This is a genomic window from Treponema sp. OMZ 855, from assembly GCF_024181145.1.
Classification (GTDB): Bacteria; Spirochaetota; Spirochaetia; order Treponematales; family Treponemataceae; genus Treponema.
The window spans coordinates 1135157-1156874 of record NZ_CP051194.1; the positions used below are offsets into that span (position 1 = coordinate 1135157).

The following is a 21718-nucleotide window of genomic DNA, read 5'->3' on the forward strand; positions in this document are numbered from 1 at the left end:
TCTGCCGTTTCTCGGCAACGCTGTGCATGGGTGAGGGGATTACGGTTCCGTTATATTGCCCTGTGCATCAAGGTAGTATACGGGAATCGTAACAACCGGGTCGCGATCGCTTCGCCATTTTGATTGCAGTCCTTTCTGAAGGGGGCTGTAATAAAAGGCCTTGCTGCTTGCCTCATAGTGAGATGTCCAAAAATCTTTGCCCGTAAATTGAGCTATTTTTTCGGCTTCATCCCGTGAGGGGAGCCAGCCGCCCCGCTCAATGCAGTACATAACTGCAGAATTCTTCGCAGTATGCAATTTAGAACCGTTCGATTCAAATTCGCGCTTTAAGAAAATACTGTTTTCTTTTCCGTCCCCGATATTTGAGCCTATATTCTTTGTGCTTATATGACGTGAGCTGTCCAAATCCCACGGCATCGGCTCGGAGGGAGTGCCCATTGCAAGAAACCGCCACGAACCTGCACCTGTGTTTTCCCATACAATGGTCTTGTTGCCCACTCTATCACCTACGGCGAATGATCTTGGTACAATAGCTTCGTCAAACAAAAAACAGCCGTGCAGCATAAGCGCTACGGCAAGAGTCAGCACGGTCGGCGCTGCACAACGGAAGAGTAATAAACCCTTTAAATTAAGCTTTTTCATGCATAAGTCTCCTTTCAGTTGTTTCCTGATTGAAAAAGTGTAACACGGTGGTGAGAGAAAGGTCAAGAATACGTATTGCCTTTAGCTCCGTATTCTATTATACTAACGATATGCAAACACGTTATTTTACCGTTACCGGTATGAGCTGTGCCGCCTGCTCCGCAAATGTAGAAAAGGCGGTAAGTCGTCTTGCCGGCGTAGAGACGGTGCAGGTCAATCTTTTAACAAAGCGGATGACTGTAACCTATAATCCCGATACCCTTAATACCGATACCATCATACAAACGATAGAAAAAATCGGCTACGGAGCATTTCCGCTGTCTGAGGAAAATGCAGCGCGCCCGTCTGTTCAACAGACTGATTCTGAAATCGCCGATGCCGAAAAAAAACAATTTATCTTCTCCCTTTTCTTTCTTATTCCATTGATGTATGTGTCGATGGGGCGGATGCTCAAGCTGCCGCTTCCGTCTTTTTTTGCAGGAACCGAGAATGCCCTCATCTTTGTCTTTACGCAATTTCTGCTCACGTTGCCGGTTCTTATACTGAACCGCCATTTTTTCACTAACGGACTTACGAGCTTATTACACCGTGCGCCGAATATGAATAGCCTCATCGCCATCGGTTCCGGAGCTGCGGTTATTTACGGGATTTTTGCGCTGTACCGGATCGGATACGGCTTAGGGCACGGTCAATTAGATGTCGTGCTGCTCTATATAAAGGATCTCTATTTTGAATCTTCGGCGATGATTTTAACGCTGATTTCTTTGGGAAAATTTTTGGAGGCACGGGCAAAAAAGAAAACCTCCGAAGCATTGGAAAAATTGATTCAGCTTCGCCCCCGAACAGCTCAAATAGTGCGGAATGGAATTGAGATTGAAATTCCGGTAGAAAATATTGCGGTCGGCGATGCAATCATTATTAGGCCGGGACAAACCTTGCCCGTGGACGGTACTATCATAGAAGGAAGCACATCGCTTGACGAATCTGCCGTTACGGGTGAAAGCCTTCCGGTCGAAAAAACGGTCGGAGATTCGGTGATTAGTGCCTCGCATAATATATCGGGCAGCTTTATCTTCCGTGCTGATAAAGTAGGTAATGATACGACATTGGCGCGGATTATTGCGCTCGTCGAAGAAGCGTCCTCATCAAAGGCTCCGGTTGCAAAGCTGGCTGACGTTATCAGCGGTTATTTTGTGCCGATTGTTATGTTGATTTCGCTCGCTGCCTTTATCGGCTGGCTTATCGCAGGCGCTTCTTTTGAGTTCGCGCTTTCGACCGCTATTTCCGTGTTGGTTATTTCTTGTCCCTGTGCGCTCGGTCTTGCGACGCCGACTGCGATTATGGCCGGTACGGGCAAGGGCGCGCAGCTCGGTATCCTCATCCGTTCCGCGGAAGGACTCGAACTCGCTCACCGCGTGAACGCCGTTCTGCTCGATAAGACAGGAACAATCACGGAAGGAAAGCCGACATTGCAGCACATTGAAGTGTTTTCGGAACAGTATACGGATAATGATATTCTGTGGATTGCCTATAGTCTTGAGCATTTATCCGAACATCCTCTTGCTCATGCAATTATCAAGGCGGCAGAAGAAAAAAAACTGTCGCCGTTTAAGGTGCGCGGTTTTGCGGCAGTACACGGGAAAGGAATTTTCGGAACGGCTGCAATCGATGAGCTTAACGGAACTGCGTCGATTAGTAATTTAAGGATCGGTGCAGGAAATACGAAACTCTGCAACGAATTGGGAATTCCCGTATCGGAAGCGATTCAAATGCGGCTCGCAGAAGCTGCCGAACAAGGCGCTTCTCCGTTGCTGGTTATAATAGGGAATGAATGTGTCGGGCTTATCACCGTCTCCGATCCGGTAAAAGAAGACAGTATCCGGGCTATTCATGATTTCCACGAAATGAGTATCCATACGGTTATGCTGACAGGAGACAATCAGCGGACGGCGGAGGCTATCCGGAAAATTGTCGGGATTGGGGATGTCGCAGCAGAGCTATTGCCGCAGGATAAAAAAGCAAAAGTTGAATACTATCGCTCGAAAGGGTTTTCACCGGCTTTTATCGGCGACGGTATTAATGATGCGCCTGCACTGACTGCTGCGGATGTCGGTATTGCGATCGGCGGCGGCACGGATATCGCTATTGAAAGCGCCGATATCGTACTGATGAACAACAGTCTCGAAACGGCGGTTACTGCAATTCAGCTTAGCAAGGCTGTGATGCGTACCATTAAACAAAACCTGTTCTGGGCGCTTTTTTACAATTCGCTGTGTATCCCGCTTGCGGCAGGTCTCTTTTATACCGTATTCGGGCTTAGGCTTAGTCCTATGTTTGCCGCCGCTGCAATGAGCTTCAGTTCGGTGACGGTTGTTACCAATGCATTACGGTTGAACAGATTCCGCCCGAAACGCATTGCACAGGATGTTCATAATATGCAATACTGTTCCGCTGTTCCTACCGATGAAAAGCATGATGATACAAAACCGGAAAATATAACGCATAAGGAGAATATCGATATGAAAAATATCACGTTGACTGTTGAAGGAATGTCCTGCGGGCATTGTTCCGCTCGGGTTGAAAAAGCGTTGAACGCTATCGAAGGGGTATCGGCAAAAGTCGATTTGGGTGCAAAAACCGCCTCCGTTACCTATCCCGATTCCGTAACAATCGATGCGCTCAAAGCTGCCGTAACCGATGCAGGCTATTCAGTAACCGGCTCACACTAAAAAATCGAAACGTTAGGTACGGTGTATATCATCTCTCATCTCTTCACTATGGATAGATTAAGGTATCGATTACGGCAGCCGCTCTGCGTTTTTATTTCTTTTTTTCTGAGTGCCTCACTTCTGTCGGCGGCTCCGGTTAAAATTACTTTTTCTGCCGATAAACTACAAGGATCGGGGGGAAAAGGACAAACCTCAACCTCACTGACCGGTAATGCAAAGGTAAGTGTAGATTCTCTCACTATTTACGGTGAGCGTATCGAACTATACGGTAAAGATTACCGGTATATTAAGGCAAGCGGGAGTGTAACCGGAGAAGATGCGGAAAAAGGCTTTACGTTTTCCGCCGCTTCGTTATCTTATGACCGCGAAACGGAAGTAGCTGAGTTTATGGGGCAAGCAAAGGTTGAGGATACCAAAAATAAGGTAGAAACAGCTGCTGAACGTATCGAATATAATCAAAAAAATGAAATTATCCTTTTACAAATGGCGGTAAAATTAAAGAGTAAAGATATTGCTTGCGACTCGCTTTTTGCCGTTTATAACCGGAACACTTCTATGCTTGAATTAACGGGGAAGCCAACGGTTAAGAAAGGGAAAGATGAATTTAAGGCTGCTCGAATTTCAGTCAATCTGGATACCGAGGATATTAAACTTGAAGGAAAGGTGAGCGGTTCGGTTACCGAAGAAAAAAAAGAAGAAACAAATAAAACGGAAACTCCTCCAAAGGAAGAGATTTCGTCAAAGGAAGAAACAAAAACGCCATGAGTGACGGCCTGAACTATTTATCCGAAGAGGATACAATGCATCACAATATTGAGCATTCCGAACAAAATACGGAAATAGCATTGCTGAACACCGAACCGTTTCAAGATGTCGAGAGTAATGATGAGCCGGTACAAAGCGATTTCTTGTATGCCTCTCGGTATTTTACCGATGCTTATATGTCTAAGAGCATATTACGTGTGGAGGGGTTGAATAAGTCATTCCATAAAAAACAAGCTGTCCGTGATGTCAGTTTTTCTATGACACAGGGAGAAGTTGTCGGACTGCTCGGCCCGAACGGAGCAGGAAAAACGACGAGCTTTTATATGATTGTCGGCTTTTATACGCCGAACTCCGGCGGGATATACCTCGATGACCGCTGTATTACCAATCTTCCGATGTATAAGCGAGCCCGCATCGGTATATCGTATTTGCCGCAGGAGGCTTCCGTATTCCGTAAACTCTCCGTCGAGCAAAATATCGATGCTATTTTGGAAACACGAAAAGATTTAAGCCGTGCGGAACGGAAGGAAAAACTTGATTCGCTCTTGGAAGAATTCGGAATCACCGCTAATCGGAAACAACCTGCATATACCTTGTCGGGAGGAGAGCGCCGGCGTACCGAAATTGCACGGGCGCTTGCTATCGAACCGAAGTTTTTATTGCTCGACGAACCATTTGCCGGTATTGATCCGATTGCCGTACACGATATCAAGCTGATTATCCGATTGCTTGCCCACCAAAATATCGGAGTGCTTATTACCGATCACAATGTCCGCGACACCTTGGAAATTACCGACCGCGCCTATATTATCAATAAGGGCGAAATTGTCGAACAAGGGCCGCGTCAGAAGATATTGGAATCCGAGATTGCACGAAAGGTCTATCTCGGCGAAGAATTTAGAATGTAGGGAGATACTATGAAATATATTTGGATTATAGCCGGTTTCCTCTTTTTGGGACTCGGCTTACTCGGTGTGGCCTTGCCTATTTTGCCGACAACCCCCTTTGTGATTGTGTCGGTCTTTTGTTTTGCAAAAGGTTCAAAGCGTCTGCATCAATGGCTGCTTTCCACTAAGCTCTATCAAAATCATGTTAAACGATTTAATGAAACCCGCTCAATGACGCTTAAAAGTAAAATAGTTATTTTAGGGTTCGCTTCTTCAATGTTGATTGCCGGGTTTTATTTTTCAAAGAATATCTATGCCCGTATTATCATCATATTGCTGATATGCATAAAATATTATGTATTTATCTTTAAGATAAAAACCGCCCCCGACCCGACAAAAGAAACGGAAGCGATTTTTATTGATTCTGATCGGTAGAACCGGACGAGGTTTCTTCCTCGCTCAATGAGATTTCGTATTCGGAATAGAATTGCATAGAGAGCTTTTTTCCCATACCATCTACCGCCAAGGTAAGGTCACAGTATTCGGGGCTGAGCGTTCCCGTCAATAGAGCCTGAGGTTTTGACATCGCAACCTTATATATTCCGGTGAGACCGTCAATGATATATCCGCCGGCTGTATTTTGTATTATTTCCTCTTGAGGAATAATAAATTGAAAAGATGAAGAGAACGGCATTTTTCCCAATTTGAATTTATCCGACCGTATTTCAATATCTCCCGATGGAAGTGCAGTTACGATCAGCATTACTTGGTTTTCAACAGATTCTTTGTCTATAGTACTGTAAATCGTTTTTTCTGCTCCATTGGAAAGAGCCTTAACATTGACTATTTGACGATATAACACAGTGCTTTCAGCGCTGAATACAAGAGTAGCGGCAGTCAAATAAAAAAAAGTTAATAAAATTTTCATGTGTTGTATCATAATAATGACATAAAAAATGTCAAGGTACGGTTACAAGTGTTATACACAAGACCTCAAACATAACCTGCCGCATTATTCCTTATAGACCAACTTGATGGGGCAATGGTCGGAACCCAATACATCGGCTTTAATTGATGATTCGCAAATATTCGGTAAAAAGGCGTTGTCTACACAGTGATAGTCTATTCTCCATCCGATGTTTTTCTCGCGGGCATGGAAACGGTAGCTCCACCACGTGTACTGATGAGGTTCCGCACAAAAATGCCGGAAGGTGTCGGTGTATCCCGCCTGCGTAAAGGTATCCATCCATGCCCGCTCTTCGGGTAGATAGCCGGGATTTTGCTCGTTTGCCTTTGGATTGGCAAGATCTATGGGGTTATGCGCAATATTGTAGTCCCCGCAGAGTACGATATGCCTGCCTTCTTTTTGCAGTGCATTACAAAACTCAAGCATCGCAGCGCAAAAATTGAGCTTATAGCCGAGCCGAGCTCCTCCTTCTTGGGAATTGGGAAAATAGGCGGAAATAATCGATACGGTCTTAAAATCGGCTACCAGCACTCGTCCCTCATCGTCAAAGGCGGGAGTGTTCATCGTGCGGATATTGAGCGGTTCTTTTTTGCAGAAGACGGCGGTTCCCGAATAGCCGGGCTTTTTTGCCGCCTGCCAATATGTTTTATAGACCCCTTCTTTCCAAACAGGGTTGATCAGTTCCGAAGTCAGCTGTTCTTTCCGAGCCTTTGTTTCCTGTAAACAAAGTACATCAGGGTTTTCGGTATAAAGCCATTCCAGAAAACCTTTTTTTTGGGCGGCGCGGATACCGTTTACGTTCCACGAAATAATTGAAGTCATAATCGGTATATGCCATAAAATCGTAAAATATGCAATGAGGTACTTCCTACAGTAGGCTGCGGGGAGAATACCGGAGGTACAGCAATTCGGCATAAAGAGAATGGGCTAAACTGCCGATATAAACGTAAGAGGGCATCGTAGATATGCAATGCCGTTAAGGAAGAGGAATATGTCAGCAAAGAAAATAGTCTTAATCGTAGCCGCCGCCGTTTTATTTGGAGCATGGTGTTTTGCCGCCGAAACGGACGGTGAAAGCAAATCCTTTGATGCGGATGTTGCAATCCGATTTTACGATCGCCGTGTATACTATCCCGGGAACGATGGAACGGAACCTATTTTTGTGAAGGTCTCTATTACCAATAAAGGGAGCAAACCATTGCGGTTTAAACTGGCAAACGATCGTATGTTTAGCATTGATTTTTCGGTACTGAATACCAAAAACAAGAGCCTTGCTCATACTGAGCCGTGGATTCGGAAACGGAATACCAATCAGCAGATTTATTTCCGGGAAATTACGATAGAGACCGGGGAAACGTATGCCTTTGTTGAAAACGTGAAAGATTATATTACGATTGAAAGTCCGGGCGCATATATGCTTTCTGCCAATTTTTATCCCGAATTAAAACGCCTCAGCGATTCCTCAGAAATGCATGTATCTTCCAATAGACTTGGACTTGAAATAAAACCTTCTCCTTCGGCCGCTGCCCTTGGCTCTGTTCCCATCGCATCGGTATCACGTGAAGTACTTCAACCTCAGCCGATTTCACCCGACAAGGTTATCAGCTATATGCTGACTGCTCGTCAAAAATCTCAGTGGGATCAATTCTTCCTGTATCTTGATATTGAACGCATGATTGCCCGTGATCCGATACGGAGCCGCAGATATAAGGCGGAAGCCGAAGCGGGGCGTATTAGCATGCTTGACACTTATAAGCACGATCTTATGCAATCCCGTGCCGATAAAGATATCGCAATGATTCCGGTAGAGTTTACCGTTGAGCGGACAACCTACAGTGCAACCGAAGCTGAGGTTACGGTTATCGAATGGTTCGACTACACCAGCTTCCGCGAAAAGAAGCGCTTTACCTATAACCTTGCTTCCCGCGATGATATTTGGACGGTTTACGATTACAGCGTAGACAATCTTGGAACCGAATAAGCAGAAGAATATAGGCCGGTATTTTTTCGAATGTGTTATCTCTGTTGAGCGAGTATTCGTTCCGGCGGTATGGAAGTGTTAAAAAACGGCCTAATGTGTTAGCCCTGCTTCCGGTAATATTTGTTTCCATGCGTCCAAAAGCTCTGCAAAGCCGAACCGTGCATTTGCAGGGCTGGTAGACGGGAGCTTAATAGCCGAAATTCCAATATGCTTGATGCATACTTCGTATGCTTTCGTACCGTTTGCAAAGACTGCTTGGATCGGTGCTTCTTTAAAGATACTGCTTAAATCCGACGGTATGATGGACTGCATACTAGCATCGGCGGATCCGGTAATAGTACAGGCGGTAACGGCATCGTACAACGCAATATGATGGTTTAACAGCATATGTATTTTTTCTTCTATTGTTTGCGGTGCCCGTACTTCCAGCAAAGCGGCAAGAAGCGGCCAAAATCTGTTCCGCGGATGACTGTAGTAGAATTCCTGCGCACGGGATGCGGCGGAGGGAAAAGAACCTAAAATAAGAATACGCGATTCGGCGTTATATACCGGCGAAAAGGGATGTACAATTCTTTCAGACATTGTGTTAGAAAAACACAGAGTAAAAACCTCTAAAAACCGAACAAGGTTTTTAGAGGTTCCCTGTATTTTAAAATAATTCAGTATAGATTTTAATCAGCCGTTCTCTGTCAAGGAATACAAAATTGTTTGCCATCAGGCGCTGCTGGTTCGCAATAACACTGTCGGCAAATTCTGCAATCTGCTCTTTCTTCATGCCGTATTCGTGCAGCGGCTTTTTGGCGATCAGGCAGTTGAGCAGCTTTTCCAATGCGTCATAGACGTGTTCCGTATCGCAGCCGAGGATATCGGCCATAAACCGGTTAAGCTTTGCAATTTCGCCGTCTTTTTTAATTTCAAGGTAATTTTTCAAGACACCGGTAAACATCGCATAGTTTGATTCACCGTGAGCGACATGGAAGGTCGCACCGACCGGATAGCTCATTGCGTGAACCGCTGCACATCCTGCAATGCTGAATGCAATACCTGCATAGTTTGAGGCGAGCAAGAAATCGCTTAACAGCGGGAGCCGTGCGTCATGACCGTTTTTCTCAATTTCTTTATAGCCCTTTAAAATCATCTCGATAGCTTTGTATCCGAACAGCTTTGTGCTTTCTGTCGCCTTGGGCGAAAGCGATGATTCAACGGCATGTACCAATGCGTCGATGGAGCTCGTTGCAAAAAATTTGAACGGCAAGTCTTTCAGCAGTTCGGGAATCAATACCGCGTAGTCTCCGTACATTTCGTCGTGCGCAAGGCCTTTTTTCGTACCGCGCGCATTCAGCGAAAGGACGGCGATATTGGTTACCTCCGATCCGGTGCCGCAGGTAGTCGGTACGATAATCAACTCTTTGTTCTTTATGATTTCCTGCTTTCCGTCGTATAAGTCCAACACCGGTGAGGTGTGCTTTAAGGAGAAAAACTTTGAAATGTCGATGACAGTGCCGCCGCCGATTGCGATAATACGCTTATAGCTGCCGTGTACATCTTTGTACATTGCTTCGACCATATCGTCGGAAGGTTCTCCCGCACCGTATTTTTCCTGAAAAAGCGTCGCGCAGGGCAGGTTCAATGCTCCGAAAAACGGTTTATAGATATACTCATTTGTGATAACAAGATCATCTTTTCCGAGCTTGAACGCTTCCGCAAATTCTTTCGCCGTTTCAAACTTGTGAATTTCGGGTTTTACCGCAAGCTGTTTCATTGCTTTTCATCTCCTTTTTGTTGTACGTTTTCATTAATTTCGTTTGCCCTATCCCAGAGATCGCCTGCGCGTCCGTAAGAGCAGCAGCTGAACAAAACGGGGTCGCCGTTCCGTTTAAACTGTTCGCCGACACCGACACAGGCGGCTTCTTCAATGGATAGTTCTATTTCCCGTTTAACGGTTTTAATCCGGCAAGCGGTTTCGGTATGTTCGATCACTTCTACATCCGCGCCGGCTGCAATACCCATATTTTCCATCCGTCTTTTAAAATCGCGCGAGCCGCTTATTTTTTTGACGGTATAAACGGCGCAGGGCGCTTCTTGTAATGTCATCATATCATACCGAACCTTTCATACCGGTTAGACCGGGGTTACGCCGGGTGCAGTGACACGTATGAGCAGCTCTAAAACTTGGTTAGATTTTTAGAGCTGCCCTTTTTACCGCGCAATAGGGTCGATACAAACCCCAATCAATCAATAACTTTTCCTTTAAAACGCTGTCTCGTTTGCTCTTTATCCTTTTTTTATTTTGCCGATATTGATTACGGGGAATATACTATGAAAAAGCGGATACCGATAGTGCTTTTATGCTGCACTATGCTCTGTGGTGCGGTATATGCAAAAACAATCGGTTTTGCTTGTATCTATAATTCCGATGCACCGTCCGGAGCAGCTGAACTGACGACAGCGCTCGAAACCGAGCTTTTTGAATTCTGTTTTGACCGAGGGGTGGTAACAACCAGTGTCGAATGTACAGCGGAAAACTATGAACGGTACAAAGATACTGCTTCTTTGCTCAAGCGGTTCGATTCATCGGTAGACTATGTGGCGGTGTTGTATTGTGAATATAAACAGGCATTGAACAATACCGTCCATAGACAGAGACCGGCTGTTGAATGGAAGAACCTTGAATGGAAGTTCATTGATTTTTCCTCCCAAAAAATCATTTTTGAAGAAAAGATCGATCCGAAAACAATGTCGGAAAACGAATTGAAACAAAAAATAAAAAGCGCCGGTCAATCTATCGGTACCAGTATGTTGGAAACTTTATAGAGGTGAAAAGGGGATACAGATGATTAAAAAAATAATGACTGTCCTAAGTATGTTACTACTAAGCACTGCACTGACGTGGGCAGTATGGGAAGGTAATGCTGCTGCGGGATCACAAGAAGAGTTCCCTACAGGGCTTTTTGCTTCCAGTGATTTATTCCCTAAATATACGCTTATCGAAATCACCAATTTGGAACAAAATATAACATCCCGTGCAGTTGTTATCAATAATGAGGGAGCACAGGGAGTATTAGTAAAGGTGTCTCCTGATTTAGCAAAAATTTTGGCAATCAAAGAGGGGCGTACCGTGCGTGTTCGTGTTTCCATACCTCCGCTTGTAGCCGAGGAAGGTGCCGATCCGGTACTGTTGGGTAAAGTTGAAGAGAGACAACTTGCCCCAACGGCGACTTCTGAAACACCGATAGAAGAGACTCCTCAAGTGTCCCCTGTAGAGGCTGTCCCCGCAGAGGAACCGATACAACCTGCAGAGGAGCCGGTACAAGAAGATAATAACCGGAAAGATTCGTATGAAGAACCTATTCAAAACGAAGTGCCTATTCAGAATGAACCGGCACCTCCGGAAGTGTCCGAACCGGTGAAGCCGGCAGCCGAACCAAAAGAAGAAAAAAACGAAAAAGCTGAATCGATAAAAGAAGTTGATCCGATAACGGTAGCTGAAATTGAAACGCCGGTGCAAACGGTACAACCGGAACCGGAAGAACCGGTGTCTCCGATTGCCGAAGTTGAAGAGCCTACCCAACCTGAAGTGGTGCCGGCAGAACCTACTGCGCCTGTAGCCGAAGTATCGGAACCTGTTTTACCGGAACCGGAGATCGTACCGGCTCCTGCTGCCGTTTCCGAGGTAACCGAACCCATAGAACTTGTTCCATCATCCGAATATTCCGCAGAGGCTGAAAAACCGGTATTGGATGCTCCCCCCATTCAAAAGCCCCCGATAGAAGCGGGGGGCGAATCTTCCGGAGAGTATACAAAACCGGTAGTGCAAGTTGCAGAAATAGCCGTTCCGGCGACCGCTTCGGAGCTAGATGCGTTACTTTCACCGGTGCCGGAAGTGTCAACTCCGATTGAACCGGAACCGGAACCGGTAACGGTCGATGAAGCTGAGCTTGAAAAAGACACGGAAGAGCCTACAGTTGAGCCGAAGCTTCCTGCCGTTGAACCTAATGAAGAACCGGTAGAAGAATCGAAGGAGTTGCAAGACGAACCAGAAGTTGTTATCGCTGAGGAAGCTCTTGCAGAGAAAGAATCCAAGGATGACACTACGGAAGATGACTTGATTACAGAAAATCATGTTATGCTTGTACCATCGGAACCCCGGGTACCGATGAAAGAATTTATCCCTGTTCCTAAAGAACCTGAAAAGCCGGCTTTGCCTGCTGCGGCACCGGTGGTTACACAGCCTGCCGAAGAACTCTATACTGCTAATGTCCTTACAAAGGGAGCATTTTATGTACAGATAGGCCGGTTTAAGGATATGCTGAATGTGGAAAGTTTTGTACAGCGGTATGGTAAACAGTATCCGATTGCGGTAGAAAAATCTTCTACGGCACAAGAGGTGTTCTATAAGGTATATGTCGGACCGCTGAAAAAAGATGAACAGGGCGCAACATTGGAAACCTTCCAAAAATTAGGCTTTAAGGATGCGTTCTTAAAAAAAGCTCCCTAAACTAAAACACAACGCGGTACAGGGCTGCCTCTCACGATAACCAAGACTTGAGCGGCGCTCTAGCATATAAGGGGTGGGAATGGACTTCAAACGGAAAAAAGATTTTTTAGTCTGTATCGATAGCGACGGCTGTGCTATGGATACAATGAACCTCAAGCACTACCGTGCTTTCGGGCCGGAGCTGGTAAACATATTCAATTTGCAGGATCATGCGGAACCGATTCTGCACTATTGGAATAAGGTAAATCTATTCAGCAAAAAGCGTGCCATCAATCGCTTTAAGGGATTTTTTGAGGTATGCCGGTTTATCGACAAGCATTTTATTCCCGTTGACGGATTGGAAGCCTATGAACATTTTCTTAATTCGGGCGGAAAGTTGTCGAACGAAGGCATCAGGCAGGCATATCAAACTGTCGGTCATCCTATTTTTGCACTTGCCGAGCAATGGTCGATTAATGTAAATAAGACTATTGCTGCAATACCTTTGGAAGATCGCATCCCTTTCCCGCATGTTTACGAAAGCATCGAAACCATTTATGCCGTTGCCGATATAGCTGTTGTCAGTTCTGCCAATAATGCTGCCGTGACTGCCGAATGGGAGCAAGCCGGTTTAACAAAATTTGTGAACGGTATTTTTACGCAAGAAAACGGCAGTAAAAAGCAAGTGATTGCCTCATTAAAACAGAGCGGCGGATATAAAGACGGCTGTATGTTAAAACTGGGCGATGCTCCCGGAGATTTACAGGCTGCGCAAAGTAATACCGTATTCTTTTATCCGATTATTCCTGAAAAAGAAGCTGAAAGCTGGATTCAGTTGAAAGATACCTATATACCGCTTTTTATCAACGGACGGTATGCCGAGTATGAGCAGCAGCTTATTGACCGGTTTTATTCGGAACTTGAAGATTAACTTTTGAGGATTAACCGTGAATCAGTATAGAAAAAATATATCGAAATTATTAGTACTATTCTGTTTTTTCATTTCTGTAACAGCTCCTGCGTTTACAGAATCGCTGCAGTCTGTTAAAACCAAATATTTTGAAATTATCTATAGGGAAGCATCGGCGCCTTCTGCAGCGCTGCTGGTGGAATACGCCGACGGTTATGCCGATGAGATATGTACCGCGCTACAGCAAAAAATTAAAGGACGCATACCGGTGTATCTTGTATCCGACACGGAAGAACTGAACGGATATTTTACCCGAAAACCATATCGCCGTATTGTCATCTATGATACCGGTATTACGGATGGAACACTTGGCAATTTGCCCGACACACTCTTACAAGTTTTTTACCATGAACTTACCCACGCTCTTACGCTTGACGTTCCTTTTTCTCTTTTAAATATTTTACCGATGTCTTTTGTAGAAGGAGCGGCTGTTTCATTTGAGAGTTTGCATGGACAAGGTCGTTTAAATGATCCCTTGATTAGACAGTATGTAATTCAGAATAAAATCGATGGTCTAACTCCAACGTGGCAGGAAGCTGCAAGTTCACGGGATATGTACCCAACCGGATTATGGCCGTATATCTATGGCGGTTATTTTGCCGACTATTTACAAAAAACATACGGGATGGAGGCGTATTCAAAGCTATGGAAACTGAGCTGGAGACTTTTTATACCGGGAAAATTTAAGTCGATTTATGATAAGGATGTAGGCGCTGCATGGAATCAATTTATCAATACTATTCCGCTGCCGGAAAAACTGAATAAACCTGTTTCCTTTGCTCCTCAGACAAAGAAGTCTGGATATAGCGCTCTTGCAGCTTCTCATGACGGTTTTGCCTATTATGATTTTGATAGTCAAGCTGTGTATTTTACGCACGTAAACATCGATAATACAGACAGTCCCATTGCAGCTTCCGCACCTGTCAAGCTGTTTACGGCGGATTTTTCGTTAAATCAACTGTCTTTTTCGGAGGACGGCTCTCTTCTCGTTGTCTCGGATTCTGTTGAAACAAGTAGTAAAACATCGCAAAAACGCTCACGTATTTTTGACATGAAACAACGTCGGTTTATCGGTAAACCGATACTATCAAGTATGGCGGCGTGCTTTGTCGACGATCAGACACTCTGTTCAATAATGTTAAAAAATCAATCGTTTTCTGCAGTGTTGATTGACCGCACTACACAGGAAGTTAAAAAAGTTTTATATACGGCCGGTCCCGGTCAATCCTTTGCCTCATTATATAGTCCTTGTTATATCGGAGAAGGGCAGGTTGCTCTTATCGCAGCAAATGGGGTAAAACGTACTATTTTACGTATCGATACCGAAACAGGCAGTCTTTCGGTGTTGCCCGAACAAGATACCCCGTATGCAATCCGCTACTTACAATCGGTAAAAAGCGGTAACGAGTATATCCTTGCTTTCTCTTGGGCTGAGATGAATATGCTCTATCGGCTCGGTCTTTATTACCCTAAAAGCGGCATCGTAAAAACACAGCAAACCGATATTTCCGGCGGTGTATTCTTTCCCATTCTACTGCCGGAGAAACAGCAGCTATCAAATGAAGCAGGTAATCATTCCATCCTTTACGTAGGGCAGCATGCTACCTATCACCGTTTATATACTATGCAAGAAGCGGATCTTACGGTAAAAACTATCCAGCCGGCAGCTATAACTGTTCAACGGGATATACCGGCATCGACCAAGCTTCCTAACCTTGAGCTTCTCAATCCGAGCAGGTATCAGCCGCTCACATGGCTGTGGCGGGCAAAGGTACGGCCGATAGCCAATATTCCTGCCAATATACGGCGTTTCGGGGGATACGGTCTTGGGATCAAACTGGCTATGCTTGATCCTACGGAGACAATAGAAGTTAATGCTTCATTGCTATTTCTGCTAAAGCCTTTTTTTACACAAATAAAAGCCGATGCAGCCTATCACTTTAAGCCTATTTCGTTAAATATGAACGTCTTTGATCAACTTGATACAAAGACGTTTACCTACCGTAAAACCGGATTTGGCGTCGGTGCAAGCAGCGTTATTCCCCTTTCCTATTCATGGGAAATGTTTAAACTCTCTTATCTGGCAACGGCAGCATGGATAGCGCCTTTATCCGATACCGGTAAAACCTACTATCCGTTCCCATATAAGTATACGGTACTTGCACATGAAGGGCAGCTTTATTACCGAAATGTCCGCAGTTCCCGCATAATACGGTCTCCTTTCTTTGCAAAGGATCTTCAAGGTATCACTATATCAAGCTCTCTTGCTCACGCATACTGCGTTGAACAAAAAGCCAATGCTGCCGTTTTTCAGGCATCGTTTGACGGCTATATCCCTGTAGTACCGCTTCGCTTTACTTTGAGCGGTTATCTTGGATTCAATGCACAGTTTAATCCTTTAAACGGAACCTATTCGCATATTGCCGCTCATTACCCTGTTACGGAAACCAATTATTTTCCCTCTTTTGCGGCATATAATACCGATGCAATGCGGCAGAAATTTGCTTCGCTTGGAACAGGTAAAGTGTCGGGAGGAATATCCGGTGTATGCGATCTTACATTTTTCAGCTATGACGTGCAAAACGGCAGCTCTTTCTTACCGCTGTTTATAAACCGTATATCCTTTCATACCGGCTATGCATGGATACTGACAGGGAATTTCGCTTCAAAAGCGCATACCGGCGGCTTTCTCTATTTGGATACCCTCTATGTAAACTGCCTTGTGGCATTAAACAGATCGGTGGAGATTGGCGGAGAGTATATGCATCCGGTTCGAACGTTTTTACGGCCGGGAGTTTTCCGATTTGTCGTCGGCGTAAACCTGTAACAAAATCTTTTTCAATGTTGCTAACCGATTCATTCCCGTGCTCCCGGTTTACTCCGCACCCGAATCGGCGGCATCGGTAGCATGTGCCACAAATTCATCGAGCTTTCTATGAAGGGTTTTACGCCCGATGCCGAGTATGTCGGCGGTTTTCGATTTATTTCCGTTATAGGCGGCAAGGGTTTCCATGATGATATGCCGTTCCGCTTCGGCGAGGGGGGTTCCGATTTGGATGCGGATGGAAGACGTTTGCTCCGCTTCGCGTACCGGCTCGGGTAAATCGGAGAGGCGGATGGTATCGTCAGAACTCATCACGACGGCGCTTTCCAGACAGTTCCGCAGCTGCCGGATATTGCCGGGCCAATCATAAGCATAAAGCGCCGCGCGGGCTTTCGGCTCGATGGCGGTAATCTGTTTTGCATTTTCTTCCGTAAATTCCTTGATAAAGGCAGCAATCAGCAGCGGAATATCCTCTTTCCGTTCCCGAAGCGGCGGCACGTGGATGTGGACGACATTCAGGCGATAATACAGATCGCTCCTGAACGTACCGGCGGCAACCTCTTTTTCAAGGTCGCGGTTAGTCGCGGTGATAAGACGTGTATCGACGGTGATGGACTTTTCGCCGCCCACCCGCTCGAACTGCTTTTCCTGCAGTACGCGTAGTATTTTTATCTGCAAACTCTGATTGATTTCTCCGATTTCATCCAAAAAGATTGTGCCGCCGTCGGCGAGTTCAAAGCGCCCCCGCTTTTGACTGACCGCGCCGGTATATGCGCCCTTCTCATGTCCGAACAGTTCGCTTTCCAGCAGGCTTTCCGCAAGCGCGGCGCAGTGTACCTTAACATAGCTGTTATTTTTCCGCGGAGAAAGATTGTGTATCGCACTTGCGATCAGTTCCTTGCCGACGCCGCTTTCGCCGGTGATAAGCACGGAGGCACGGGAGGGCGCCACCTTCCTGATCATCTCAAACACGTGCTCCATCGCCGCGCTCTTCCCGATGATGTGCTCAAATGTTTTATCCGACTGCATCTGCTCGACAAGTTCACGGTGCTGCAATACCAGTTCACGGTTCTGGAGTGCGCGTTTTACCAGCAGGGAAAGCCGATCAAGGTCGAGCGGCTTGGTTAAAAAGTCATAAGCGCCCATACGCATCGCTTCGACGGCGGTTTCGACGGTGCCGTGGCCGGTCAGGACAATCACCGGTACGCCCGGCATTTCCGAACTTACCCTGCGGAGGATTTCCTGCCCGCCGACGCCCGGCATCCGCAAGTCGGTGATAACGAGATCTACTACCTCAGACAGCGCTTTTTGCAGGCCGTCGGTTCCGTCTTCCGCAGTCAGTACCTCATACCCTTCATCCTCAAGCGCCATCTGGAGCCCTTCACGGATATTTTTTTCGTCGTCGATAACTAAAATTTTAAACTTCATGCCTTATACTCCTGTGCTGTGTGTACTGTCGGCGCTTTGTGCGGTGCGGGCCTCCAATAAAAGCGGTTTTTCGCTGCGGGTAATGGGCAGCATGAATGTAAAGCGAGTACCTTTACCCACTTCCGAATGTACCTGAATATCTCCGCCGTGCTCTTTCATCACCTTATACGTCATCGTGAGTCCGAGCCCGCTGCCATCCGGCTTTGTTGTAAAATAGGGTTCAAAAATTTTATGCAGTATGTCGGGCGGAATGCCTTTGCCCGTATCGGTAATGATGATATATACCCGCTCTTGATCAAACCGCGTTGTAATGCCGAGTTCTCCGCCCGAAGGCATCATCGCGGCTTTTGCGTTCATCAGGATATTCATCAATGCTTGCCGTAAAAAGCGTTCGTCCGCTTGAATAATCGGCAGTTCATCGTCAAGCTGAGAGACAAAAGAAATACCGGCAGCGGAAAATTCTTCCTGAAAGGTTGTAAAAAGATTTTCAATCAGTTCATTAACATTGACCGGTGCAAATTCGCACTGGAGCGGCCGAACGGCAAAGAGAAAATCTACGACTATCTTATTTAACCGTTCGATTTCTTCTTCCACTACGTCAAGGTGTTTTTGCGCCTTTGCATTAATCTCCAAATTACACGCTTTAAAGTTTTTCCGCAGCAGCTGCATGTGGATACTGATAGCCGCAAGCGGATTTTTTATTTCGTGAGCAACTGCCGCCGCAAGGTTGGTAAGGCTCGCCAGGTTTTCAAGCCGCCGGTTATTGATTTCTTCCCGTTTCCGCTGCGTAATATCTTCAACGGTGATAATTGTTCCCCGTACCCTTTTTTCCTTAACAAGCGGCAGTACCGAAAGCTCAATGTATTGATTTCCCTCGTCGGCAACGATGACGAATTCCTCTGCCGTTCTGACTTCTTCATTCCGTATCACCGTATGGATAAAATCCGCTAACTTTGCATCGGAAATTGATGTCCACAACGGCCGGTCGGGGCTTTCCGTAAGCGGAATGCCGAGAATCCGCGAAGCGGCTCGGTTGGTTTTTACAATCGTATGATCTGAATCCAGAATGATAACGCCGTTCGCAAGCGAATCCATCATCGCGTCAAAGAGTGCGTAGTCATCGGCAATTAATTGGATAAAAGAGCGTAGTTGCGAATCGTTCATGCGCGGTAGCTTCCGCAGTGCGCGGCTCATAAACTCTCTCATGCGGCAAGTATAGCGCAAAACGATAAAAAGCGCAAATTAGTAAAAATTTACTCTTTCTTTTTGAGGATTTCAGTGTATAATATCCGGTATATGAATAAATTAAAAGCGAAATTGAACAAACAAAATCTCAGGCGTTATTTAGGTTTAATGGCGAGTTATACGGAAATTCTGCTCGCTCTGGTAGTTATTATCGGGATTTTGCTCCTCTGTATTCGGGTTCTTGTACAACTGAAAGGCTTTATCATCAGTACATTCGCCGGTGCGGAGGTTCCGTCATTTGCGGAATTTCTTTCGACTGTATTTGAACTGGTTATCGGTATCGAGTTTGTAAAGATGCTCACAAAACATACGCCGGGCAGCGCTATCGAGGTGCTTTTATATACGATTGCTCGTGCACTCATTATGGATCACAGCAGTATGGTGAGTTCTTTGTTAGGTGTTATCGCTATCGCAATTCTTTTTGCGGTTCGCAAATATTTCAATGATCCTGAAGTGCATAATCACGAAACCGGCGGCGACTATATTGTAAACGGCGGTATCAGTATGAAAGAAGTTAATAAGCGGCTTGATGCCGATTTTGACGAATCGTATGGGCATACCGTTGCAGGATATTTATTCAATTATTTACAGGCAATAGGAAAAGCGCCGACAGTTGGATGTGAAGCTCAAATCGGTGAATATATGTTCCAAGTATATGATATGGAAGGAGAACTCATCCGGCATATTAAGATAACTCCGTTAAAATCATAAAAAATAGTTATAGGGAGGGCTGTATATGTCTGAGTATAAATGTTCACGAAAAGATTCTTGCCCCATCCGCTTGGATGCGGAAAAACAGCTCGATTCCATCATTGAAAATATGTTTGACGGTATTTATATCACTGATGGTGAGGCCAATACGCTGCGGGCAAATAAAGCCTATGAAGTGATTACCGGTATTTCCCGCGACGATGTTATCGGTTGTAATATGAAGCAGCTTGAAGAGGGCGGTACTATTTCTCAATCGGGGTCTTTAATCGCTATCAGAACGGGTAAGCCGGTAACATTGCAGCAAAAATTCAGCACAGGACGTCAGGCGCTCATTACCAGTACACCGGTATTCGGACCCGACAATAAAATAGAAATGGTCATCACAAACGTCCGGGATATGACTGAAATCCATCATCTGAGGGAGGAAATAGAATCCCGAAATGAGGAACGGCTGCGCCTGCATAAGGAATTGGAGCATATAAGGACTCAATTTCTTGATAAAACCGATTTTATTGCAGCCGATAAGGTAACGCTTTCGATTATCCGTATGGCGGATAAGGTTGCCCCGCTTGATACAACGGTGATGATTAGCGGTGAAACAGGTGTCGGTAAAGAGGTATTTGCCCAATATGTCCACAGCCAAAGCCGCCGCAATAAAAAATCGTTTATCAGTGTAAACTGCGGCGCTATTCCTGCCAATCTGATAGAAAGCGAACTGTTCGGCTATGAACGGGGCGCTTTTACCGGTGCCGATAAGAACGGCAAGGCGGGGCTTTTTGAGGTTGCCGACCAAGGAACTATCTTCCTCGATGAAATCGGAGAGCTGCCGCTGAATATGCAGGTAAAGCTGCTGAGGGTTTTACAAGAACATGAGGTAAAGCGTATCGGTGGCACAAAACCCATTCCGGTAGACATACGCGTCATTGCGGCGACAAACCGTAACTTAGAAGAAATGGTGAAAAAAAAGAAGTTCCGCAAAGACCTGTATTACCGGATGATGGTGTTTCCCCTGCACATTCCACCGCTCCGAGAACGCCGCAACGACATTATCCCACTGGCGGAACTGTTCCTTGAACAGCTTAACCGGAAATATGCATTCCGCAAATACTTTTCCGACGCAGCGCTCCGGCTGATGGTTGAGTACGAGTGGCCCGGAAATATCCGCGAACTGCGGAATATTGTGGAACGGGCAGTTATCGTTACCGACAGCGACGAGATTACTGCAATGAATACGTTCATTACTCCGTGTAAACAGCAGGCGGAACCTTTGTACATACCGGTAAAGCAGCCTGACAGCGTACATGATTTAAAAGCCGCCCTTGCGGATATAGAAGCGGAGTATATCGACTTTGCCTATAAAACATACGGAAATGTGCGGCTTGCCGCCGAGAGTCTTGGTATGTCTCATGCAACCTTTGTCCGCAAGCGTCAGCGGCATACGGCCTCTCGCGAGATAAACGAAAAACCCTCAGCATAACGGAGCAATCAAAACCTTAATACTACCGACTCCTTGATTTTATCAATCATTGTCTGTATGCTTCTAGCGTATATGCAAGGAAATACCATAACCTTGAGGAGTGCAGCATGATATGTCAGATATGCGGAAAGCATAATGCCTCTATGCTCGTGCGGCAAATTATAGACGGAAAAACAAAAGAACTGTATATTTGCAGATCATGTGCTAAAAAGCACCATCTTTACTCTGATAACAATGAAATGCATCTTTCACTTAAAGCTATTTTTGACGGGCTTGTACCTCAATTAGACACTTCGGAAGAAGCAAGGGATAGCGTCCACCCTCTGGCGTGTCCCGATTGCGGGATGCCGTTTAGCCGTGTCAAAGAAAAGAAAATCCTCGGCTGTCCCCGCTGTTTTTTTTATTTCCGCGATACCGTACTAAAACTCATGCAAGAAACTTCCGGAGAGGTTTTTTACGCAGGAAATCTGCCCTTAAAAACGGAAACGTTTTCGGATACGGCGGTCTCATTGCAGCATCTTGAAGAGGAACTGCAAAAGGCGGTAGAAAATGAAGAATATGAATTGGCTGCATACCTCCGCGATAAGATAAAAGAGCAGGAGGTTTCAACCTAGT

20 protein-coding genes are annotated in these 21718 nt (G+C 45.6%); 12 read left to right on the forward strand and 8 right to left on the reverse strand.

Annotated elements, in window-relative coordinates; translation table 11 throughout:
* Window positions 1–39: 39 nt before the first annotated feature.
* On the reverse strand, window positions 40–642 hold the full coding sequence (locus E4N65_RS05160; RefSeq protein ID WP_253674390.1) for a hypothetical protein: 603 nt from the start codon (window positions 640–642) through the stop codon (window positions 40–42).
* 110 nt (window positions 643–752) lie between these two features.
* Here E4N65_RS05160 and E4N65_RS05165 point away from each other — a divergent pair, with 110 nt between their 5' ends.
* From E4N65_RS05165 to E4N65_RS05180, 4 genes are all read left to right on the forward strand, one after another.
* A complete protein-coding gene (locus tag E4N65_RS05165) occupies window positions 753–3371 on the forward strand; it encodes a heavy metal translocating P-type ATPase (RefSeq protein ID WP_253674392.1) in 2619 nt (872 codons plus the stop codon).
* A gap of 48 nt (window positions 3372–3419) precedes the next feature.
* Window positions 3420–4136: an LptA/OstA family protein gene (locus E4N65_RS05170; protein ID WP_253674394.1), complete on the forward strand. Its 717-nt coding sequence runs from the start codon at window positions 3420–3422 to the stop codon at window positions 4134–4136.
* Between the two features lie 176 nt (window positions 4137–4312).
* Complete coding sequence (gene lptB, locus E4N65_RS05175) at window positions 4313–5044, forward strand: LPS export ABC transporter ATP-binding protein (protein WP_235619814.1); 732 nt, start codon at window positions 4313–4315, stop codon at window positions 5042–5044.
* A gap of 9 nt (window positions 5045–5053) precedes the next feature.
* Entirely contained in the window at window positions 5054–5458 is a 405-nt protein-coding gene (locus tag E4N65_RS05180) for a YbaN family protein (protein ID WP_044016562.1), read from the forward strand.
* Here the strand turns inward: E4N65_RS05180 and E4N65_RS05185 are convergent.
* Both E4N65_RS05185 and E4N65_RS05190 read right to left on the reverse strand, forming a co-directional pair.
* Window positions 5439–5951: a hypothetical protein gene (locus E4N65_RS05185; RefSeq protein WP_253674396.1), complete on the reverse strand. Its 513-nt coding sequence runs from the start codon at window positions 5949–5951 to the stop codon at window positions 5439–5441. The two genes, E4N65_RS05180 and E4N65_RS05185, sit on opposite strands and share 20 nt — an antisense overlap.
* A gap of 84 nt (window positions 5952–6035) precedes the next feature.
* Entirely contained in the window at window positions 6036–6812 is a 777-nt protein-coding gene (locus E4N65_RS05190) for an exodeoxyribonuclease III (RefSeq protein ID WP_044017386.1), read from the reverse strand.
* 169 nt (window positions 6813–6981) lie between these two features.
* On the opposite strand from E4N65_RS05190, the gene E4N65_RS05195 reads away from it, so the two are divergent.
* Entirely contained in the window at window positions 6982–7971 is a 990-nt protein-coding gene (locus E4N65_RS05195) for a hypothetical protein (protein WP_253674398.1), read from the forward strand.
* 90 nt (window positions 7972–8061) lie between these two features.
* Here E4N65_RS05195 and E4N65_RS05200 read toward each other — a convergent pair whose 3' ends face one another.
* The 3 genes from E4N65_RS05200 to E4N65_RS05210 all read right to left on the reverse strand — a co-directional run bounded on the left by E4N65_RS05200 (window position 8062) and on the right by E4N65_RS05210 (window position 10068).
* Window positions 8062–8553: a DNA-deoxyinosine glycosylase gene (locus tag E4N65_RS05200; protein ID WP_253674406.1), complete on the reverse strand. Its 492-nt coding sequence runs from the start codon at window positions 8551–8553 to the stop codon at window positions 8062–8064.
* Between the two features lie 67 nt (window positions 8554–8620).
* Window positions 8621–9733: a 4-hydroxybutyrate dehydrogenase gene (locus E4N65_RS05205; protein WP_253674408.1), complete on the reverse strand. Its 1113-nt coding sequence runs from the start codon at window positions 9731–9733 to the stop codon at window positions 8621–8623.
* Complete coding sequence (locus tag E4N65_RS05210) at window positions 9730–10068, reverse strand: ferrous iron transport protein A (RefSeq protein WP_253674410.1); 339 nt, start codon at window positions 10066–10068, stop codon at window positions 9730–9732. The genes E4N65_RS05205 and E4N65_RS05210 overlap by 4 nt, the downstream gene beginning before the upstream one ends.
* Window positions 10069–10290: 222 nt before the next feature.
* Between E4N65_RS05210 and E4N65_RS05215 the strand changes: the two genes are divergently transcribed.
* The 4 genes from E4N65_RS05215 to E4N65_RS05230 all read left to right on the forward strand — a co-directional run bounded on the left by E4N65_RS05215 (window position 10291) and on the right by E4N65_RS05230 (window position 16245).
* On the forward strand, window positions 10291–10785 hold the full coding sequence (locus E4N65_RS05215; RefSeq protein ID WP_044016539.1) for a hypothetical protein: 495 nt from the start codon (window positions 10291–10293) through the stop codon (window positions 10783–10785).
* Between the two features lie 19 nt (window positions 10786–10804).
* Window positions 10805–12469 carry an SPOR domain-containing protein gene (locus tag E4N65_RS05220; RefSeq protein ID WP_253674419.1) on the forward strand — a complete coding sequence of 555 codons (1665 nt, stop codon included), beginning with the start codon at window positions 10805–10807 and terminating at the stop codon, window positions 12467–12469.
* Window positions 12470–12548: 79 nt separating this feature from the next.
* Window positions 12549–13379: an HAD family hydrolase gene (locus tag E4N65_RS05225; RefSeq protein ID WP_253674421.1), complete on the forward strand. Its 831-nt coding sequence runs from the start codon at window positions 12549–12551 to the stop codon at window positions 13377–13379.
* Between the two features lie 16 nt (window positions 13380–13395).
* Window positions 13396–16245, forward strand: a complete 2850-nt coding sequence (locus E4N65_RS05230; protein ID WP_253674422.1) for a hypothetical protein — start codon at window positions 13396–13398, stop codon at window positions 16243–16245.
* A 48-nt stretch (window positions 16246–16293) separates the two neighbouring features.
* Here the strand turns inward: E4N65_RS05230 and E4N65_RS05235 are convergent, their stop codons facing one another.
* Both E4N65_RS05235 and E4N65_RS05240 read right to left on the reverse strand, forming a co-directional pair.
* Window positions 16294–17670, reverse strand: coding sequence for a sigma-54-dependent transcriptional regulator (locus E4N65_RS05235; RefSeq protein ID WP_253674424.1), 1377 nt, complete (start codon window positions 17668–17670; stop codon window positions 16294–16296).
* 3 nt (window positions 17671–17673) lie between these two features.
* Window positions 17674–18864, reverse strand: coding sequence for a two-component system sensor histidine kinase NtrB (locus E4N65_RS05240; protein WP_371921827.1), 1191 nt, complete (start codon window positions 18862–18864; stop codon window positions 17674–17676).
* A gap of 102 nt (window positions 18865–18966) precedes the next feature.
* Between E4N65_RS05240 and E4N65_RS05245 the strand changes: the two genes are divergently transcribed.
* The 3 genes from E4N65_RS05245 to E4N65_RS05255 all read left to right on the forward strand — a co-directional run bounded on the left by E4N65_RS05245 (window position 18967) and on the right by E4N65_RS05255 (window position 21717).
* On the forward strand, window positions 18967–19626 hold the full coding sequence (locus E4N65_RS05245) for an HlyC/CorC family transporter associated domain-containing protein (RefSeq protein ID WP_044017378.1): 660 nt from the start codon (window positions 18967–18969) through the stop codon (window positions 19624–19626).
* 25 nt (window positions 19627–19651) lie between these two features.
* Window positions 19652–21103, forward strand: a complete 1452-nt coding sequence (locus E4N65_RS05250) for a sigma-54 interaction domain-containing protein (RefSeq protein ID WP_253674428.1) — start codon at window positions 19652–19654, stop codon at window positions 21101–21103.
* 107 nt (window positions 21104–21210) lie between these two features.
* On the forward strand, window positions 21211–21717 hold the full coding sequence (locus tag E4N65_RS05255; RefSeq protein WP_253674430.1) for a UvrB/UvrC motif-containing protein: 507 nt from the start codon (window positions 21211–21213) through the stop codon (window positions 21715–21717).
* Window position 21718: the final 1 nt, after the last annotated feature.

Excerpts from the sequence above, each read along its gene's own strand:
- E4N65_RS05160 (WP_253674390.1), bottom strand. The coding sequence starts at position 642 with ATGAAAAAGCTTAATTTAAAGGGTTTATTACTCTTCCGTTGTGCAGCG.
- E4N65_RS05165 (WP_253674392.1), top strand. The coding sequence starts at position 753 with ATGCAAACACGTTATTTTACCGTTACCGGTATGAGCTGTGCCGCCTGC.
- E4N65_RS05170 (WP_253674394.1), top strand. The coding sequence starts at position 3,420 with ATGGATAGATTAAGGTATCGATTACGGCAGCCGCTCTGCGTTTTTATT.
- lptB (WP_235619814.1), top strand. The coding sequence starts at position 4,313 with ATGTCTAAGAGCATATTACGTGTGGAGGGGTTGAATAAGTCATTCCAT.
- E4N65_RS05180 (WP_044016562.1), top strand. The coding sequence starts at position 5,054 with ATGAAATATATTTGGATTATAGCCGGTTTCCTCTTTTTGGGACTCGGC.
- E4N65_RS05185 (WP_253674396.1), bottom strand. The coding sequence starts at position 5,951 with ATGAAAATTTTATTAACTTTTTTTTATTTGACTGCCGCTACTCTTGTA.
- E4N65_RS05190 (WP_044017386.1), bottom strand. The coding sequence starts at position 6,812 with ATGACTTCAATTATTTCGTGGAACGTAAACGGTATCCGCGCCGCCCAA.
- E4N65_RS05195 (WP_253674398.1), top strand. The coding sequence starts at position 6,982 with ATGTCAGCAAAGAAAATAGTCTTAATCGTAGCCGCCGCCGTTTTATTT.
- E4N65_RS05200 (WP_253674406.1), bottom strand. The coding sequence starts at position 8,553 with ATGTCTGAAAGAATTGTACATCCCTTTTCGCCGGTATATAACGCCGAA.
- E4N65_RS05205 (WP_253674408.1), bottom strand. The coding sequence starts at position 9,733 with ATGAAACAGCTTGCGGTAAAACCCGAAATTCACAAGTTTGAAACGGCG.
- E4N65_RS05210 (WP_253674410.1), bottom strand. The coding sequence starts at position 10,068 with ATGATGACATTACAAGAAGCGCCCTGCGCCGTTTATACCGTCAAAAAA.
- E4N65_RS05215 (WP_044016539.1), top strand. The coding sequence starts at position 10,291 with ATGAAAAAGCGGATACCGATAGTGCTTTTATGCTGCACTATGCTCTGT.
- E4N65_RS05220 (WP_253674419.1), top strand. The coding sequence starts at position 10,805 with ATGATTAAAAAAATAATGACTGTCCTAAGTATGTTACTACTAAGCACT.
- E4N65_RS05225 (WP_253674421.1), top strand. The coding sequence starts at position 12,549 with ATGGACTTCAAACGGAAAAAAGATTTTTTAGTCTGTATCGATAGCGAC.
- E4N65_RS05235 (WP_253674424.1), bottom strand. The coding sequence starts at position 17,670 with ATGAAGTTTAAAATTTTAGTTATCGACGACGAAAAAAATATCCGTGAA.
- E4N65_RS05240 (WP_371921827.1), bottom strand. The coding sequence starts at position 18,864 with ATGAGCCGCGCACTGCGGAAGCTACCGCGCATGAACGATTCGCAACTA.
- E4N65_RS05245 (WP_044017378.1), top strand. The coding sequence starts at position 18,967 with ATGAATAAATTAAAAGCGAAATTGAACAAACAAAATCTCAGGCGTTAT.
- E4N65_RS05250 (WP_253674428.1), top strand. The coding sequence starts at position 19,652 with ATGTCTGAGTATAAATGTTCACGAAAAGATTCTTGCCCCATCCGCTTG.
- E4N65_RS05255 (WP_253674430.1), top strand. The coding sequence starts at position 21,211 with ATGATATGTCAGATATGCGGAAAGCATAATGCCTCTATGCTCGTGCGG.